This window comes from Aurantiacibacter xanthus (assembly GCF_003584015.1).
Taxonomy (GTDB): domain Bacteria; phylum Pseudomonadota; class Alphaproteobacteria; order Sphingomonadales; family Sphingomonadaceae; genus Alteraurantiacibacter; species Alteraurantiacibacter xanthus.
The window spans coordinates 18,614-35,472 of the sequence record NZ_QXFM01000089.1 but is presented as its reverse complement, the minus strand read 5'-3'; the positions used below and the strand labels follow the sequence as shown (position 1 = coordinate 35,472).

Annotated in this window: 13 protein-coding genes; 10 read left to right on the top strand and 3 right to left on the bottom strand. The window is 62.7% G+C overall.

What is annotated here, in order from left to right:
• The 3 genes from D2V17_RS09865 to D2V17_RS20960 form a co-directional block, all read right to left on the bottom strand.
• Nucleotides 1-3,914: strawberry notch family protein (locus D2V17_RS09865; RefSeq protein WP_119592811.1), on the bottom strand; the 3,914-nt coding region annotated here is incomplete at its 3' end.
• 75 nt (nucleotides 3,915-3,989) lie between these two features.
• The gene (locus tag D2V17_RS09860) at nucleotides 3,990-4,622 is read right to left on the bottom strand and encodes a DUF7146 domain-containing protein (RefSeq protein ID WP_342767839.1); all 633 of its coding nucleotides are present in this window, start codon (nucleotides 4,620-4,622) and stop codon (nucleotides 3,990-3,992) included.
• 519 nt (nucleotides 4,623-5,141) lie between these two features.
• The gene (locus D2V17_RS20960; RefSeq protein ID WP_133305310.1) at nucleotides 5,142-5,357 is read right to left on the bottom strand and encodes a hypothetical protein; all 216 of its coding nucleotides are present in this window, start codon (nucleotides 5,355-5,357) and stop codon (nucleotides 5,142-5,144) included.
• Between the two features lie 504 nt (nucleotides 5,358-5,861).
• Between D2V17_RS20960 and D2V17_RS09855 the strand changes: the two genes are divergently transcribed.
• The 10 genes from D2V17_RS09855 (at nucleotide 5,862) to D2V17_RS09810 (ending at nucleotide 16,727) form a co-directional block, all read left to right on the top strand.
• Nucleotides 5,862-6,086: an XRE family transcriptional regulator gene (locus tag D2V17_RS09855; protein WP_008601437.1), complete on the top strand. Its 225-nt coding sequence runs from the start codon at nucleotides 5,862-5,864 to the stop codon at nucleotides 6,084-6,086.
• A gap of 75 nt (nucleotides 6,087-6,161) precedes the next feature.
• Nucleotides 6,162-7,343, top strand: coding sequence for a type II toxin-antitoxin system HipA family toxin (locus D2V17_RS09850; protein ID WP_245978657.1), 1,182 nt, complete (start codon nucleotides 6,162-6,164; stop codon nucleotides 7,341-7,343).
• Between the two features lie 567 nt (nucleotides 7,344-7,910).
• A complete protein-coding gene (locus D2V17_RS09845) occupies nucleotides 7,911-9,605 on the top strand; it encodes an SLC13 family permease (RefSeq protein WP_220474097.1) in 1,695 nt (564 codons plus the stop codon).
• An 82-nt stretch (nucleotides 9,606-9,687) separates the two neighbouring features.
• A complete protein-coding gene (locus tag D2V17_RS09840) occupies nucleotides 9,688-10,143 on the top strand; it encodes an RrF2 family transcriptional regulator (protein ID WP_119592806.1) in 456 nt (151 codons plus the stop codon).
• Between the two features lie 115 nt (nucleotides 10,144-10,258).
• A complete protein-coding gene (locus D2V17_RS09835) occupies nucleotides 10,259-11,305 on the top strand; it encodes a sulfate ABC transporter substrate-binding protein (RefSeq protein ID WP_119592805.1) in 1,047 nt (348 codons plus the stop codon).
• Nucleotides 11,306-11,323: 18 nt separating this feature from the next.
• Entirely contained in the window at nucleotides 11,324-12,214 is an 891-nt protein-coding gene (gene cysT / locus D2V17_RS09830; protein ID WP_245978656.1) for a sulfate ABC transporter permease subunit CysT, read from the top strand.
• A complete protein-coding gene (gene cysW, locus D2V17_RS09825) occupies nucleotides 12,211-13,041 on the top strand; it encodes a sulfate ABC transporter permease subunit CysW (RefSeq protein WP_119592803.1) in 831 nt (276 codons plus the stop codon). Before cysT ends, cysW begins: the two co-directional genes overlap by 4 nt.
• Nucleotides 13,038-14,018: a sulfate/molybdate ABC transporter ATP-binding protein gene (locus D2V17_RS09820; RefSeq protein WP_245978655.1), complete on the top strand. Its 981-nt coding sequence runs from the start codon at nucleotides 13,038-13,040 to the stop codon at nucleotides 14,016-14,018. Before cysW ends, D2V17_RS09820 begins: the two co-directional genes overlap by 4 nt.
• Nucleotides 14,005-14,181 carry a YezD family protein gene (locus D2V17_RS09815; RefSeq protein WP_119592801.1) on the top strand — a complete coding sequence of 59 codons (177 nt, stop codon included), beginning with the start codon at nucleotides 14,005-14,007 and terminating at the stop codon, nucleotides 14,179-14,181. Before D2V17_RS09820 ends, D2V17_RS09815 begins: the two co-directional genes overlap by 14 nt.
• 89 nt (nucleotides 14,182-14,270) lie before the next feature.
• Nucleotides 14,271-16,727, top strand: a complete 2,457-nt coding sequence (locus D2V17_RS09810) for a TonB-dependent receptor (protein WP_119592800.1) — start codon at nucleotides 14,271-14,273, stop codon at nucleotides 16,725-16,727.
• Nucleotides 16,728-16,859 lie beyond the last annotated feature (132 nt).

Genomic DNA, 16,859 nt, shown 5'->3' with positions numbered 1-16,859 from the left:
CCGTCCTCGGCAACGAGCCGGGTGACGCGGACATGATCGCCGGGCAGGCGCTTCCAGACCGGCAGCAGCAGCCCGGTGGCGAGATGGACGCGCTCGGTCATCGGTGAAGCGGCGGCCTCCTCTTCCTCGGCCCGCCAGGCGCTGGTGAACGCGGTGACGCCAATTTCTTCCCAGTGGCTTTCACCGAGCGCCTCAAGCGTCCAGTTCGCGGACTTGAGCGGTCGAAGCAAGCGTCGGCGTTCGATCACGGCCCCGTCGTCAGCGATGAGGCGCCGGGCAGGAACCGAGAGCGCGACCTTGCCCGAGCGCGCATTGCGCATCGGGATCGCGTACTTGCTGCCGATCTCGTGCATCCGCACCAGTCGCTGCAATCGCAAAGGCCGAAGGTGCCTCGTCACTTCGAGCGAGACGAGGCGGGTCTCGGCACCGGTCACGGGATCGGTGCGCAGGAGTTCATCTGCCAGGACCGTGAAACGATCGACGCTGACGGTCTCAAGACCCTGGTCGAGCGTTCCGGCTTCGCGCGCGGCTTCGATCCGCGCCTCTACCAGTCCGAGATATTCGTCGAAGATTGCGTTCTGCAGCGCGATCGGCAGCGCAAGAATGCGATTGAGCCAGCGCTGGATCGTGGGGAGATTGTCGGTCAGCCCGCCATCGGGGTTTTCAAGCCGGAGGCCGGTACGTTCGACGAAGTTACCGAAGTTGGTGGCTTCGAGCTTGCCCTCATAGAGCAGCTGGAACCAGCGGCTGAGCGCATCGCGCGCATAGTCGCTTTCGAGATTGTCGGCCGGGTCGAACAGGTTTTGACCGCCCGTCTGGCGCTGGCCGCGCGTCAGCGCGCCCAAGGCATCGAGCCTTCGCGCAATGGTCGAGATGAAGCGGCGTTCGCCCTTCACGTCGGTGGTTACCGGCCGGAACAGCGGGGCCGAGGCCTGGTTGGTGCGGTTCGTGCGACCGAGACCCTGGATGGCGTTGTCGGCGCGCCATCCCGGTTCAAGCAGGAAGTGAACCCGGCGTTGCTGATTCCGACAGCCGAGGTCGGCATGATAGGAACGCCCCGTGCCGCCCGCATCCGAGAAGACGAGGATGCGCTTGGTCCCTTCCATGAAGCTTTGCGCTTCGGCGACATTTGCGCTCGGGCTTCGCCGTTCGAGCCGCTGCTGGCCGTCACGGCCCAGGATCAGCCTGCGGGTGCGGCCCGTCACCTCGGCCACCGCCTCGGTCCCGAAGCGCTCGATGATCGCGTCGAGCGCGGTAGCGATGGGCGGCAGTGCGCAGAGCTGTTCGATCAGCGCATCGCGCGCGGCAAGGGCACGCGAGCAGAAAACGGGATTGCCCTCTCCGTCGCTCATTGCCTCGGAGCGAAGATTGCCGTCCTCGTCGGCGAAGACCTGCATCAATCGTACCGGGAAGCCCTTCGTAAGGTAGTCGATGACGTATTCACGCGGTGAGAGATCGATATCGAGCGCTTCGCGTTCTTCCACGCTAAGGTCGGCAAGGCGCCGGTCGAGCATGGCCTCGGAAGTCGAGACCAGCTGCACGACAACCGAATGGTCTTCGCCAAGCGCCGCTTCCATCGCGGGGATCAGGTTGGGCAGTTTCATCGAAAGCAGAAGCTGGGCAAAGAAGCGCTGCTTGGTGCCTTCGAAGATCGACAGCGCCGCAGCCCTGGCGTTGCGATTGAGCGTATCGCCGCTGTCCTCGTCGACCACGCGGGTTGCTTCGAGCGCAGCTTCCAAGTTGCGGTGAATGATCGCCCAGGCATCGGCGTAGGCGTCATAGATTTTGACCTGCGCTTCGGTCAGGCTGTGTTCGAGGATCTCATACTCAACCCCGGCGAAGGACAACGCACGAGCAAGATAGAGGCCCTGGGCCTTGAGGTCGCGGGCGACGAGCTCCATCGCCGCGACGCCGCCAGCGCGGATCTCGGTCATGAACGCCTCGTGGGTCGGGAAAGCGGTCTCGGGTCCCCAGAGGCCAAGCCGGGAAGTATATCCCAGATTGGCGATATCCGAAGCGCCAGTGGCAGACGCGTAGAGCACCCGGGCGCGCGGGAGATGGTTCTGCAACCTGAGCCCCGCCATGCCCTGTTCGGAGCCCTTGACCTTGCCGCGGGTTGAAGAGCCCCCGAGCGCATTGGCCATCGCGTGGGCTTCGTCAAAGGCGATCACGCCGTCGAAATCCTCGCCCGCCCAGGCAAGGATCTGATCAAGCCGCGTATCCTCGGCGCGGCCCGAGCGCAGCGTCGGATAGGTGACAAAGAGGATGCCTTCGGACATCGTTACAGGGTGGCCGAGCTTCCAGCGCGAGAGCGGCTGGAGATCGAGCGGCAGCCCTCCAAGCGCTTCCCAGTCGCGGCGTGCATCTTCGAGCAGCGCCTCGTTCTTGGTGATCCAGACATGCCGACGTTCGCCGGCGAGCCAACGATCCATGATGACCGCTGCGACCTGCCGACCCTTGCCAGCTCCGGTCCCGTCGCCGAGGAAGAAGCCTTGGCGGTAGGAGTGTCCGTCCTCGGAGAGTTCCAGCGAGGTGCCTTCCTGGCTCACCTTGAACTGACCCGAAAGATCGCGTGCGAATGCCTGGGCAGCATAGACCAGTGTCTCGCATTGCGCTTCGGACAAGAGACCATTGGCCTGCCAGTCAGTGGGAAGGAGCGGACTGACGTCCGGCTGGGGCGCCGCGACCGAACCCATGGCAACCGATTCCACGAGCGGGGTGGGATGGACCGGAGCATCTTCGAAGGCGATGCGGCTGGGCCGGTAAGGCAGGTAGATGCCTGCCTGTTCGGGAACAGGCGCGGGGTCGGCGAGGACCGAATAGGCAAGGTCGATCGCATTCGCCGTGGCTGCTGGTGTCACGGCGAACGGCGCCAATGGTCGGACCGGCGCGCGATCCGCCGAGCAATTGCCAACGAGGCGCACTGGCTTGCCGAGCGGCAGGCGATGGATGTTGGCGGAGGTCTGTATGCGTGGCGGAAGCGCAGTGATAAGCTCGTGGACTTCGATCAGGTCGCCAGTATCTCCGGTGATAACTGGCGCGGACGCAGTCTGCGTCTTGTCGAACACAACCAGGCGAACGGTGATACCCGTCCCGGTGCGGCGAAACATCTGCCGCAATCGAACATCGAGCAACAGCGATGCTTCGCCCTGTGCCTTGGCGAAAGTGGAAGCATCGAAGCCATCCGGCATGATCGCAACAATCCTCGCCCCTTTGGCAGCGGCCCGGATTGCACTACGAAGGTGGCGCTGCGCGGTATCACCATCCTTGCCGCGTTCCCCGCTGCGGGCGAATGGTGGGTTTATCAGCACGGCAGACGGAACAGGGCCGCGAAGCAAGTCGGCGATCAGTTCCCCGTCATACGCGGTAATCGCGGCCGAAGGGAAGATGTGGCCCAGGCTGTCTCGTCTCGCCGGATCGATCTCGTTGAGGACCAACGAGGCGTTCTGAACGCTGCCCCAGAGCGAAAGCGCACCATTGCCCGCTGATGGTTCGAGGAGTGTGTCTTGCGCAGAGACAGCTGCGGCCTTAGCCATCTGCAAAGCCAGCATCGGCGGGGTCGAGAACTGCTGGAGCTCGACCTGTGCTTCGCTGCGAACGTGCCGCGGCGGCAAGGCAGCTTCGAGCCAGTCGAACCGCGCTTCGACTTCGTGTACGTTCGTCGCCAGATCGATCCGTGAGGACTCTCGAAGCCAGAGTAGTGCGCCGATCTCGACCGCGTTGTTGTAGTCGTCGATCGTCCAGGCGCTTCCCCAGTCCAGCGCGCCGGTCTCTTCGGCGAACAGCCCGGAAATGGGGGCACGGGTAAGACGGCGTCCCGAAGCGAGAAGCTCAGCAATCGTGGCGCCGACAGCGTAAGCCAATGGCACTGACGACTGTTGCTCGCCAGTTGGAAACAAGTTTGATTGAAACATGGCAATTCGTCCTCCTGATAAGGGCACCGGGACACGCCTTCTGCCGGATCAGGAATTCGAGAAGCCCACTCTCCTCTACCGCGCCGCTTTGCGGCGCAGCCATGCTGTAAGTTCATCGTTCCAGTCGGTGTCGCTTGAGGAAGGCTTGCGAACGTGGATCGTCCGCCCTTCGCGGGCATAAGCGGCCAGGCCACGCGACGCAGCCAGCTCGCCGCCAGCATCGTGATCGACGAAAAGGTGAAGCTCGGTCACGCTCTCGGGTACGCTGACGAGGCCGAAGCGCTCATTGCCCAGGGTCGCCCAGACGGGAATGCCGGTGAGAGCATAGGCCGACATCGCGCTCTCGATACCCTCGGCAAGGCCAAGCTGGCCGGAAGCCGGAGCGAAGAGGCGGACAGCTGCTTCGCCGAGCGCGCCGAGCGCGCGCTTCGGTTTGTCGAAATCGGCCTTGGCATTGCCCGAAAGGAACGTGCGATGGATGGCGATCGGCCCCACGTCGAGGCTGACCGCCGCGACCATGGCCGGCAAAAAGCGGGTGCGTCCCTTCGGACCAAGCGGCGTTCGTGGATGGAAGCGGAGCGCCGAAGATGCGGCCAGGATGCCGCGGCTCTCAAGATATGCCTTTGCCGGACTGGCACGCAGTGGCTGTGCATCGCGCCAGATGCGCAAGGCAGCGGTCGAAGGCTTCGCTGCAGGACTATTGTCCATCGTGGGATCAATTGGACCTCCCGAGAACAAGGCCGACGCCGGTACGCCTTCACGCGCTAGCGCTGCGAGCACGGAATTCTGATCGCATCCGGCAAAGCAATGGAGGAGAATGGCACCTCGCCCGAGCGATATGCCGAGCGAGGGCGTTCGGTCGTCATGCGCAGGGCAGCAGGCCATGCCCTTTGTGCCCAACCATTTGCCGCCGCGGCGTTCGCAGATGCGGCGGGCGGTTGCTTCCAAAGAGCTTATCTTGGTCGAATATCGGTGGGACATGGCACATCGCGATCCTTTCGGTTCGCTCACAAAGGCCCCCTCCCCTCCAGCCTTCCTGTATTGTGAGAGCAGGTTGGAAAGGAGTCACTTCTGCGCTTCGACCCCGTCTGTTTGAGCGTCGCATCGCCATTGCCGCTCAGCCACGAGGTATACCTATCCGCCGCGGCGGCTTCTCACTTGCGCCATTGATTCTTATTGCCGCTCCACAACCTGGTCAGTTCAGATCATTCGACAACGCACTTCGCCCTATCGAAAATCTCGATCCGATCTTTCCTTTTGCAGAGCACGTCGTGCCTTCGAAAGGTAGTCGTGCCAAGTCCGCAGATGAGTGATATGGCTGATTTTTCCTGGCTTGCTCATTCCCGCCATCGCGGCAACCGCCATTCTGCCATGGCCGGGTTGATCATTTTCACGAGCGAATAATGTCTTCGCGCGTTCGATTTCCTCGTCTGAATAATGCATTCGATGCTCCATCGGGTTGGACCTGCGAGAGCGTTCGAACGAAATTCGGCGAACCCTCTGCAGGGTCCGCCGGTTAACCTCCAACTGAAGGACGGGACCTCGAAATTCTTCCGAGGCTGTCGGCTTGTGCCGACATGCGTGACGTTTACGATATAGTCGCTGAGACAATTCGCGCAACTGCACAGCGACTTTTGAAGTACGATAGTCAAGCCGCCGCCTAGCGACCGCTCACCAGCGCCACTCCACTCAGCCATGGTCATTGTAAGCCTCGTGCAGGAGGCGGTGAAGCATCTTCCTTCGGTAAATCTGCTTCAAGCGAAAGAGCAAAAAAACATGACATATCATTTCTATTTGCGGAATTTCGCATGATATGTCATATATCGGACCATGCCCCGTTCGTCTCGAGCTGCTAGCGGACTACCGCCCCAGAGCCAACGTGCGATTACACGGCTAGGTAAAGATATCGCCCTTGCTCGCCGCCGGAGAAAACTTCCTCAGCGTTTAATGGCCGAGCGCATGATCGTCTCGGTTCAAACGCTGCAACGCCTCGAAGCGGGAGATCCTACCGTGGGCCTCGCGGTTCTGGCGAGCGCCCTGCATGTCCTGGGGATGACACAGCGCCTTGCCGAGCTGGTAACCCCAGACAGTGATCGGGCTGGCATCAGCGAGGATTTATCCCGCCTGCCCCAGAAGACCCACGCTGTCAGCGACGATGATCTGGATTTCTAGCAAGCCGTGACGACCATCCGCACCTATGTCTTCGTGCATCTTGAGGAGGGGCCAGTTCCGGCAGGCCTTCTCACGATGACCGACGAACCGCGCAACCAGTTTGCTACCTTCGCTTACGGGCGGCGTTATCTGGAACGCGCTGACCGTATTGCGGTCGATCCTGTAGCTCTGCCGTTGCACGAAGCTGGAACTTCTCGAACATTCAGGACGGAAGAAGGCTTTGCCGTGTTCGGTGGCATTCGGGATGCTGCTCCTGACGGCTGGGGCCAATACCTAATGTACAAGGCGATGGGCGATCGCTTGCCGAGCGAAATCGATCTAATTCTGGCCTCGGGCGAACATCGCGTGGGTGCGCTCGCCTTTGGGCCGACGTCCGCCCAGCCTGAGAGAATTACGCCATGGGGGGGTGGCCCTGCTCCGGGCGAAGAGTTCACGCTCGCAGAGCTAGCGGAAGCCGCCGAACGCGCGCAGCATGTCGACGAACTCGACGAGAACTTAAGAGCCTTGCTGGCAGCCGGATCATCTCTGGGCGGCGCCCGGCCGAAGGCTGCTACAAAAATCGGCGACCAACCCTGGATCGCGAAATTCCAGAAGCGGGGAGACAGCTTCCCCGAATGCCGGGTCGAACTGGCGACAATGCGGCTCGCCAGCGAATGTGGTCTCGATGTGCCGCCACTCGACTTCCGCTGTGTCCTTGATCGCGACATCTATCTGATCGAGCGGTTCGATCGGATTCCTCACGGCAACTGGCTGGAACGCAGGCCCTTTGCTTCGGGGCTCACAATGCTCGGGGCGCATGAGAGCGAGGTCAGCAGCTTCAGCTATGCCGATCTCGCAGGAGCGATCCGGCAATTCGGAACCGAAGTGCGCCAGGATCTACACGAGCTATTTCGTCGTATGTTGCTCAATATCCTCGTCACGAATGATGATGATCACCTGCGCAATCATGGCTTCCTGTTCGATGGTGAGGGTTGGCGGCTATCGCCGCTTTACGATGTAGTGCCGAAGCCGCAGCTGGGACTGGAGCGACGGCTCGTCCTCGGTGTGGGGCCGGAAGGCCGCAATGCAACGATCGAGAATGCTCTCGCCGGTGCCGCAGTCTTCGACCTCGGCCCCGATGACGCGAAAGCAATCGCCGAAGGCATGAGCAGAATCGTAGCGACACGGTGGGAACACCTATTCACAGAAGCAGGGATAAGCGCGGCTGATCGCAAGCGTTTCGCAACCTGCTTCCGATTGGCAGCACCCGCGTCATGATCGCAAACGCAGAAATCCGTTCATGGAGGCGCGTGCTTACCAAATTTGGCATGGTGATTACCCGGTGATTGCTAGCCGAGAAAACAGGGATCAAAAAATGCTGATTAGTGATTATATATCAGTGTATTATGATAGTATGATCACTAAGGTCTGGTACTTTCGCTTCCGCCGGACGGCAGCATAACGTTCCGTTCGGTAGCCGAGCTATCCGAGACTATCGTCGGCCAGCGAGACAGTGGCGGCTACACGGACTGCCGCAGACCACCTCCAGCCACTGACTGCTGCTTCCGGCCCGGAACCGCGAATGCCCGGACAGGGCAAAGCCGATATGACCTCGCCATAATCCGACATTTTGCATGGGAATATTGGAGCGACCAGCGACAGTCGCTCCTGACACAGGCTCTGCAAAATCGAGCTGCCTGCCCCAAAACAATCCCTTCCCGGTTAATGGGGTACTCGCCGAAAGCCGCTTGTTGCCGCCAGCTTTCTCCGCCTACGTAGCGGTGAGAACAACCGAGAACCCCTATGACCTTCATCCAGTGGGCGACAATTGCAATCCTCGCGGCAATGCTCGTTGCCTATGCATCCGAGCGTTTTCGCCTCGAGACTGTGGCCCTCACGGGGCTCGGCACCGCATATGTGGCCGGCGTCGTTCCTGCGCAGAACATCTTCACCGGATTCGCCAGCCCCGCCGTCATCACCGTGGTGGAGATTTTGCTGCTGGTATCCGCGCTGTCCCAGTCGCGGATCATGGACGATATTGCCCGGCGCATCGTGGCCGGCGCGAAAGGGGAGATGGCGATCCTGGCAATGCTTTGCGCAATGGGGGCGGCCGGATCGATCTTCATGAACAACATCGGCGCGCTGGCGCTGCTGTTTCCGGTCGCCCTGTCGGTCTGCGCGAAGCTCGATATTCCGTCTTCGCGTGTCCTGATGCCGCTCTCCTTCGCGACCTTGCTCGGGGGCATGTGCTCGCTCACCGGCACACCCGCCAATCTCGTGGTCAACGAATGGAAGGTTCTCGAGACAGGATCGGGCTTCGGATATCTCGAACTGGCCCTGATCGGCGGCCCGGTGGCGCTGATCGGGCTTGGCTGGGTAATCCTGTCCGCGCCAAGGTTCTTCGGGAGCAACGAAGCGGCAACGCACAGCCGCATCGAGATCGGCCCGTCAGAGTTTCTGGCCGAGATGCTGGTTCCAGAGGACTCGTCACTGACCGGGCTGCACCTGCCCGAGGCCGAACAGCGAACCGAGTTGCGCATCCATGGCGTGATGCGCCACGGCGTTCATGTCTTCGCCCGCCGGGACAACATCATCCTTGTCGCTGGCGACACACTGCTGCTGGAAGGCGACCTTGCCCGCCTCGAAGACCTGCGCGATCAGGGCAGCCTTGCCAACCCGGCCGGATTGGCAAGGCACGCCGAACGTATCGAAGCGGTGGTCATGCCCGACAGTCTCCTGCTGGGTTCCCGCCTGGGCGACATCCTGATGTTCGCCGAAAACTCGGTGCGCGTGGCCGCCCTGGCAAGCCGTCGCCACCGCATCGAGGGCAGCTTCGGCGACCTCCAGATCGGTCTGGGCGATGTTCTGTTGCTCGCTGGCGAGAGAGGCGCATTGCAGCAGACCATTGCCGATTGCGGACTGCTCCCGCTGTCGCGCCAGCGCCCACCGCGGCTCAATGCGCGCGCCGCGCCGGGCGTCATAACCTTCATCGCCGGCGTCTTGCTGAGCGCCTTTAACATTGTCCCGCCCGAAATCGCCTTTGGCGCCGTTGTGATCGCGCTGATCATGACGCGCAGCCTCAACCTGCGCACCGCGCTGCAAGACCTCAACTGGCCCATCGTAATCCTGCTCGCCTGCATGATCCCGCTCGGGCAAGCGGTGCAGGATACGGGCACCGCGCGGGTGATCGCCAATGCGCTGGCCGACTATATTCCCCTGGGTGAGCCTATGGCCGTGGTTGCGCTCGTGCTCGGGCTGGCGGTGGTCGTCACCCCGTTCATCGACAACGTCTCGACTGCCGCTGTCCTCAGCCCCATCGCCGCAGGAATCGCGACCCGGACAGGCGTGCCGATCGAGCCGTTGCTGATGGCGGTCGCCATCGGTGCCTCGCTCGACTTCATGACGCCGTTCGGACATCACAACAATGCCATGGTGATGGGGGCAGCAGGCTATCGCTTCCGGGATTTCCTGCGATTTGGCGGACCGCTTACGATAGTCACCTTCGGAATCGCGCTCGTGGCCTTCGCTGCCATCCTGTAAGCGCTAGCATGATGCCGGAGGGTTGAAAGAAATCCTATTCTCGGCTAAATGCCTAGTTTAGAAATAGGGAAATAAGACTACGATGATCTCGAACAAGGCAAAATATGCGTTCCGGGCGTTGCTGGCCATTGCCGCCGAGCCGCAGGGGCAAGCCTTGACGAGCGCCGAAATTTCCCGGCGCCATGCCATCCCGCACAAGTTTCTCGAACAGATCCTGCTTGAGCTTAAACGGGCGGGCATTCTCGAAAGCCGCCGCGGGAAAAGCGGGGGTTATGTGATGCTTAGGCCTGCCGATACGATCAGCTTTGGCGAAGTTCTGCGGCTGTTCGAGGGCCCTCTGGCCCCCCTGCCCTGCCTGTCGCGCAATTCCTATCGCCGCTGCGAGGACTGCGAGAACGAGGCCCGCTGCACCATTCGGCGCGAGTTTGCAAAAGCCTATGATGCGAGCCGCCAGGTGCTCGATTCGCGCACGATTGGCGATGCTCTGGATAATCCAGCCGCAGCGCCGCTCGTCGCGGAAGAACGGCGCGCCAGCTGACCCCTTCAAAATCTCCCTTGCTAATCCCTATAATCCAGATAGAGATAGTGACCTAGAGAGTCGCCCGGCCTTTCCGTCCATGCGGGCGGAGGGAAGGCACCAGGGAGATTGCGACATGACGACGTTTCACAGGCTGCACCGGTTCGGCGCGGCAGCATTGCTGGCGAGCGCTGCCCTGCTGGCCGGCTGCTCGAACAAGGCGGATGGCGACACAGCAGCGGTCGAGCTGCTCAATGTGTCCTATGATCCCACGCGCGAACTCTATGCCGCGATCAATCCGGTGTTCGCGGCTGACTGGCAGGAGAAGACCGGGCAGGCGGTCAGGATCACCATGAGCCATGGCGGCTCGGGCAAGCAGGCGCGCGCCGTGATCGACGGGCTTTCCGCCGATGTCGTCACCCTCGCGCTGGCCTACGATATCGATGCCATCGCCGACAGGAGCAACGGCAAGCTGCCCGAAAACTGGCAGAGCCGCCTGCCGCACAACAGTGCGCCCTATACCTCGACGATCGTCTTCCTCGTCCGCGCGGGCAACCCCAAGCAGATTTCCGACTGGGACGATCTGATCAAGCCGGGCGTGTCGGTCATCACCCCCAATCCCAAGACGAGCGGGGGCGCGCGCTGGAACTTCCTCGCCGCCTGGGCCTATGCGAAAGCGCACGGCAACGGCTCCGATGCCGCCGCGCAGGATTTCGTGCGGAAGCTCTATGCCAATGTGCCGGTGCTTGACAGCGGTGCGCGCGGATCGACCACGACCTTTGCCGAGCGCGGCATTGGCGACGTGCTGCTGGCCTGGGAAAACGAGGCCTTCCTCGCGCAGCAGGAGCTGGGGCAAGGCAAGTTCGACATCGTCGTCCCGTCCATTTCCATACTGGCCGAGCCGCCGGTTGCGGTGGTCAACGGCAATGCCCGGCGCCACGACACGGAAAAGCTCGCCGAGGCCTATCTCAGCTTCCTCTACACCCCGCAGGCGCAGGAGATCATCGCCCGCAACCATTACCGGCCGGTGGACGAGACGGTTGCCGAAAAATACGCCTCGACCTTCCCCAGCCTGACCCTTGTCACCATAAACAATGACTTCGGCGGATGGCGCGCCGCGCAGCAGCGCTTCTTCAGCGATGGCGGTGTGTTCGACACGATCTACTCCAGGCCGCGGCGGTAAGGCGCGATGGACATCGCCGTGAACAGACCGCCACCGGTGCCGCTGGCGCCCGCCGCCCCTGCCCGCGCGCACCTGCGCAATCGCCTCCAACGTAATCGCTCCGTCATCCCGGGCTTCGGGCTGACCATGGGGCTAACCCTCGCCTGGTTGTCGCTGATCGTGCTTATCCCGCTGAGCACGGTGTTCATCCGCTCGGCCGGCATGGGCTGGAGCGAGTTTCTCGCCGCCGGTTTCTCGCCGCGCGCGGTGGCGGCCTATCGCGTCAGCTTCGGCACCGCCTTTGCCGCAGCCTTCGTCAACGGGGTCTTCGGCCTGCTGACGGCCTGGGTGCTGGTGCGTTACGAGTTTCCCGGCAAGCGCATCGTCAACGGGCTGGTCGACCTGCCCTTTGCCCTGCCCACGGCAGTTGCGGGCATTGCACTGGCCGCCATCTATGCGGGCAACGGCTGGGTCGGCCAGTGGTTCGAGCCGCTCGGCATCCAGCTTGCCTATACCCCGATTGGCATCACGCTGGCGCTGATCTTCATCGGCCTGCCGTTCATCGTGCGCTCGGTCGAGCCGGTGCTCGAGGACATGAGCGCGGAAGTGGAGGAGGCCGCGCTATCGCTGGGCGCCAGGCCCTGGCAGGTCTTCACGCGGGTGATCCTGCCCGCGATCATGCCATCGCTGCTGACCGGCTTCGCGCTCGCCTTCGCGCGCGGCGTGGGCGAATATGGCTCGGTCATCTTCATTGCCGGCAACATGCCGTTCAAGTCGGAGATCGCACCGCTGCTGATCGTCACCCAGCTGGAGCAATACGACTATGCCGGGGCGACCGCGATCGCCACCGTAATGCTGGTCGCCTCGTTTGCGGTGCTGCTTCTCATCAACCTCATTCAGGCGTGGTCGCGCGGGAGGATGCAGGCATGAACACTCTTTCGATCCTGCGCGCGCGCCATCTGCTGATCGCCGCCGCGCTCGCCTTCATCGCGCTGTTCCTGGTCCTGCCGCTGGCAGCGGTCTTCATGGCCGCGCTGGAGAAAGGCCTGGAGGCCTATGCCGCCGCGCTGGTCGAGCCCGATGCTCTGGCCGCAATCAGGCTGACCCTGCTGGTCGCCGCGATCAGCGTACCGCTCAACATCGTGTTCGGCATCGTCGCGGCCTGGTCGATCGCCAAGTTCGACTTTCCGGGCAAGAGCCTGCTGGTCACCTTCATCGACCTGCCGTTTTCGGTGTCTCCGGTGGTGGCGGGCCTGATCTATGTGCTGATGTTTGGCGCACAGGGCTGGTTCGGCCCGTGGCTGGCCGAGCATGACATCCAGATCATCTTCGCCGTGCCGGGCATCGTGCTCGCCACCGTCTTCGTGACCTTTCCCTTCGTCGCCCGCGAACTCATCCCGCTGATGAGCGAACAGGGGCGCGACGACGAGGAAGCCGCCCTGTCGCTCGGCGCATCGGGTTTGCAGACCTTCCTCCGGGTGACGCTGCCCAATATCCGCTGGGGCCTGCTCTATGGCGTGCTGCTCTGCAACGCGCGCGCCATGGGCGAGTTTGGCGCGGTATCGGTCGTCTCCGGGCATCTGCGCGGGCTGACCAATACCATGCCGCTCCATGTCGAGATTCTCTACAACGAATACAATTTCGTCGCCGCCTTTGCCGTCGCCTCGCTGCTGGCGCTGCTCGCACTGGTGACGCTGGTTCTCAAAAGCATCGTCGAATGGCGGTTCGCCTATCACCGCAGGAGTGCAGGACATTGATCACGCTCGATGGCATCACCAAGACCTTCGGCGGCTATCGCGCGCTGGATAACATCGACCTCGAAGTGAAGGACGGCGAGTTCCTCGCGCTTCTCGGCCCCTCGGGGTCGGGCAAGACGACACTGCTGCGCATCATCGCCGGGCTGGCCTTTCCCGATGCGGGAACGGTCGCCTTCGATGGCGAGGACGTGACCGGTCTCAAGGTCGCGGACCGCAAGGTCGGCTTCGTGTTCCAGCACTACGCGCTGTTCAAGCACATGACCGTCGCCGACAACGTCGGCTTCGGTCTGTCGGTGAGGAAGCGCGGCCAGCGTCCGCCCAAGGCGCAGATCAGGGCCCGTGCGGAGGAACTGCTGGAGCTTGTCCAGCTGGGCGGTCTGGGCAACCGTTATCCTGCGCAGCTTTCCGGCGGCCAGCGCCAGCGCGTCGCACTGGCCCGCGCGCTGGCGGTGGAGCCGCAGCTGCTGCTGCTCGACGAGCCCTTCGGTGCGCTCGACGCCAAGGTCCGCAAGACGCTGCGCCGATGGCTGCGCGATCTGCACAAGCAGATGGGGCTGACCTCGATCTTCGTCACCCACGATCAGGAAGAAGCGCTCGAACTGGCCGACCGCGTCGTGGTGATGGATCATGGCGTGATCGAGCAGATCGGCACGCCCGAGCAGGTCTATATGGAACCGGCCACGGCCTTCGTTTCGGACTTTGTCGGCGAGACCAACCATCTGCCCGGCGGCATCCATGTGCGGCCACACGAATTCCGCATTGTCGAGGACGGCGGTCAGCCCGTCATCGTCGAGAGCATCTTCCGCAAGGGCGGCGTCTGGCGCATCGAGGGAAGCCTCGCCAGCCACGCCGAGGTGGTCGAGCTGGATCTCGACGCCACCCTTGCGCCCCCTTCGCCCGGCGACACCATCAGGATCGTGCCGCGCCGGTTGAAGACCTTTCCCCAAAGCGGAGCCACGAGCCATGACCAAGCTTGATCAATCCGTGTCGAACGAGGCTCAGCACTTGCTGGAAGAGAGCATAGCCAACGTCCGCGAAGCGCTGTCCGGCATGAAGTTCGGCAATGTGTCCCTCACCGTACACGAGGGGCGCATCGTCCAGATCGACGTGACCGAGAAGAAACGCATCAGGTCCGCCTGACGCCTCGCCCATCATTTCACACCATCAGGAGCAATTGCGAGCTGACCGGACCACCGGAGGCATCGTGTTCCCCCCAAGGAGAACAATCGATGACTTCCCGTACCCCTCTGCTGGCAGGCGCGGCCCTGCTTGCCATTGCCGCCCTCGCCCAGAGAGCCCAGGCCGCCGAAGATGCGCAGCGTCCCGGTCAGGGCGCAGCCGATCAGCCGGCAGCCGCCACCGGCGGCGCCCGGAACGGCGATGCGATCGTCGTTACCGCGCGCCGCCGGACGGAAACGGCACAGGATATCCCGCTCGCCATATCCGTCGTCGGCGGCGACCAGCTCGACAGTACCGGTTCGTTCAATGTCGGGCGGTTGCAGCAACTGACCCCGGCGCTGCAGTTCTATTCATCGAACCCGCGCAATACCGCGGTCAACATCCGCGGCATCGGCGTGCCGTTCGGGCTCACCAGCGACGGGTTCGAACAGGGGGTCGGCATCTATATCGACGATGTCTACTATTCGCGCGTGGCATCGGCGACCTTCGATTTTCTCGACGTTGCCCAGATCGAGGTGCTGCGCGGTCCGCAGGGTACGCTCTACGGCAAGAACACCAGCGCCGGGGCGATCAACATCACCACCAACCAGCCCACCTTCGCCTTCGAAGGCAAGGCCGAGGTGAGCATCGGCAACTACAACTTCAAACAGGCCAAGGCGGTGGTTTCCGGCCCGCTGAGCGACAGGCTCGCCGCGCGTCTGGCGCTGTCGAGCACGAGCCGGCGCGGAACCATCTACAACGTGACGACCGATCAGTGGCTTCAGAGCCAGGACAACATCGGCCTGCGCGGGCAACTGCTGTGGGAGCCCGCCAGCGATCTCAGCGTCACGCTCGTGGGCGACTACAACGAGCAGAACGCCCTGTGCTGCGGTTCCGTCTTCGTGCGGGCCGGTGCAACGCAGCGTCCGTTGAACCGGCAATATGCCGCGCTGGCCGCCGCGCAGAACTATGCGCCGCCCAGCACCGACCCGTTTGACCGGCTGAGCGATCTCGATGCCCGCCTCAATGCCGGCAATGTGATCGGCGGCGTGGCGTTGAAGGTGAAGTGGGATCTCGGCCACAGCAACCTGACCTCGATCACGGCCTGGCGGACATGGGACTGGAAGCCGGAGAATGACCGCGACTTTACCGGGTTGCCGATCGTCACCCTGTCGCAGAACCCCTCGCAGCAGAACCAGTATACGCAGGAGCTGCGGTATACCTATTCGGGCCGGGCGGTCGATTTCGTGATCGGCGCCTTCGCCTTCGATCAGCGCATCGACACGCAAGGGCTTGAGGCACACGGTTCTGCCTCAAGCCAGTGGTCGATCACCCCCTCCAATCCGCTGGCGAACGACCCCACCGTGCTAGACGGCCTGACTGCGCGCAACACGCAGTACCTCAAGAGCACCAGCCTGGCGCTGTTCGGGCAGGCGAGCTGGAAGGTGAGCGATGCCTTCACGATCCAGCCCGGCGTCCGTCTCAACTACGACAGGAAGGAGGGCTTTTACGAACGCCGGGTGTTCACAGGCGAGGGAACCGAACTGCTGGGAAGCGAAACCGATGCCCGCAGTGTGGCGCAGCTCGGCATTTTCCGGCCGCAGCTCAGCGCCCCGCGCGCGAGCAACTGGAACTTCAGCTATGATCTGACGCTGAGCTATGCGCTGGCGCCCGATGTCCTCACCTATGCAACCTATGCCAGGAGCTTCAAGACCGTTGGCATCAACCAGAACGGCCTGCCGACCGATGCCGCCGGTGTGCCAATTCAGGCGGCCGGCCAGATCGCGCCGGAAAAGGTCAACCATTTCGAACTCGGCATCAAAACGCAGTTCTGGGACCGCCGCGCAACCTTCAACCTCGCGGCCTTCCGCACGGAGATCAAAGACTATCAGGCGACCGTGACCAACGGCCAGTTCGGCGTGTTGCGCGGCTATCTCGCCAATGCCGGAAAGGTGCGCACTCAGGGGTTCGAGGCGGACTTCTCGATCCGGCCAAGCGAGCGTTTCAACGCCTATGTAAGCGGCGCCTATACCGATGCGACCTACCGCAAGTTCGTCGATGCGCCCTGCCCGCCCGAGCTTTCCGGCGGCTCGGCGCTGGCGGCCGGGCAGACGCCCGGTGCGCCCGGTACACCTGGCGGACCCAGCGCTCCCAATTGCGATATTTCGGGTCAGCGCCTGCCCGGTGTGTCGAAGTGGTCGGTGTCGTTTGGCGCCGAAGGCAACGCTCCGGCACGCCTGCTGGGCGAAGATGGCGAGGTCTATTTCGGCTATGACGGCAGCTATCGCTCAAACTTCTCCTCGCTTGCCTCCCCTTCGGCCTACACCTGGATCGACGGCTACAGCCTGTCGAACTTCCGGCTGGGGTTCCGAACCGATAACGGGCTGGATGTGTTCGGCTGGGTCCGCAATGCCTTCGACGAAAACTATTTCGAGCAGCTGTTCGTCGGCCCCGGCAATACCGGCCTCATTGCCGGCCTGCCGGGCGATCCGCGGACCTGGGGTGGCACGATCCAGATGAGCTTCTAGGCAAATCCGCCGCCCGAGACACCAATTCCCCACTTATTTAGTCGATTTATTGGCACGACTCATCGACAGGATGTATTCCTACTAGCTAAGTGGGGATATAGCCTGTCTGACTCGATAATGGAGGATGAGACC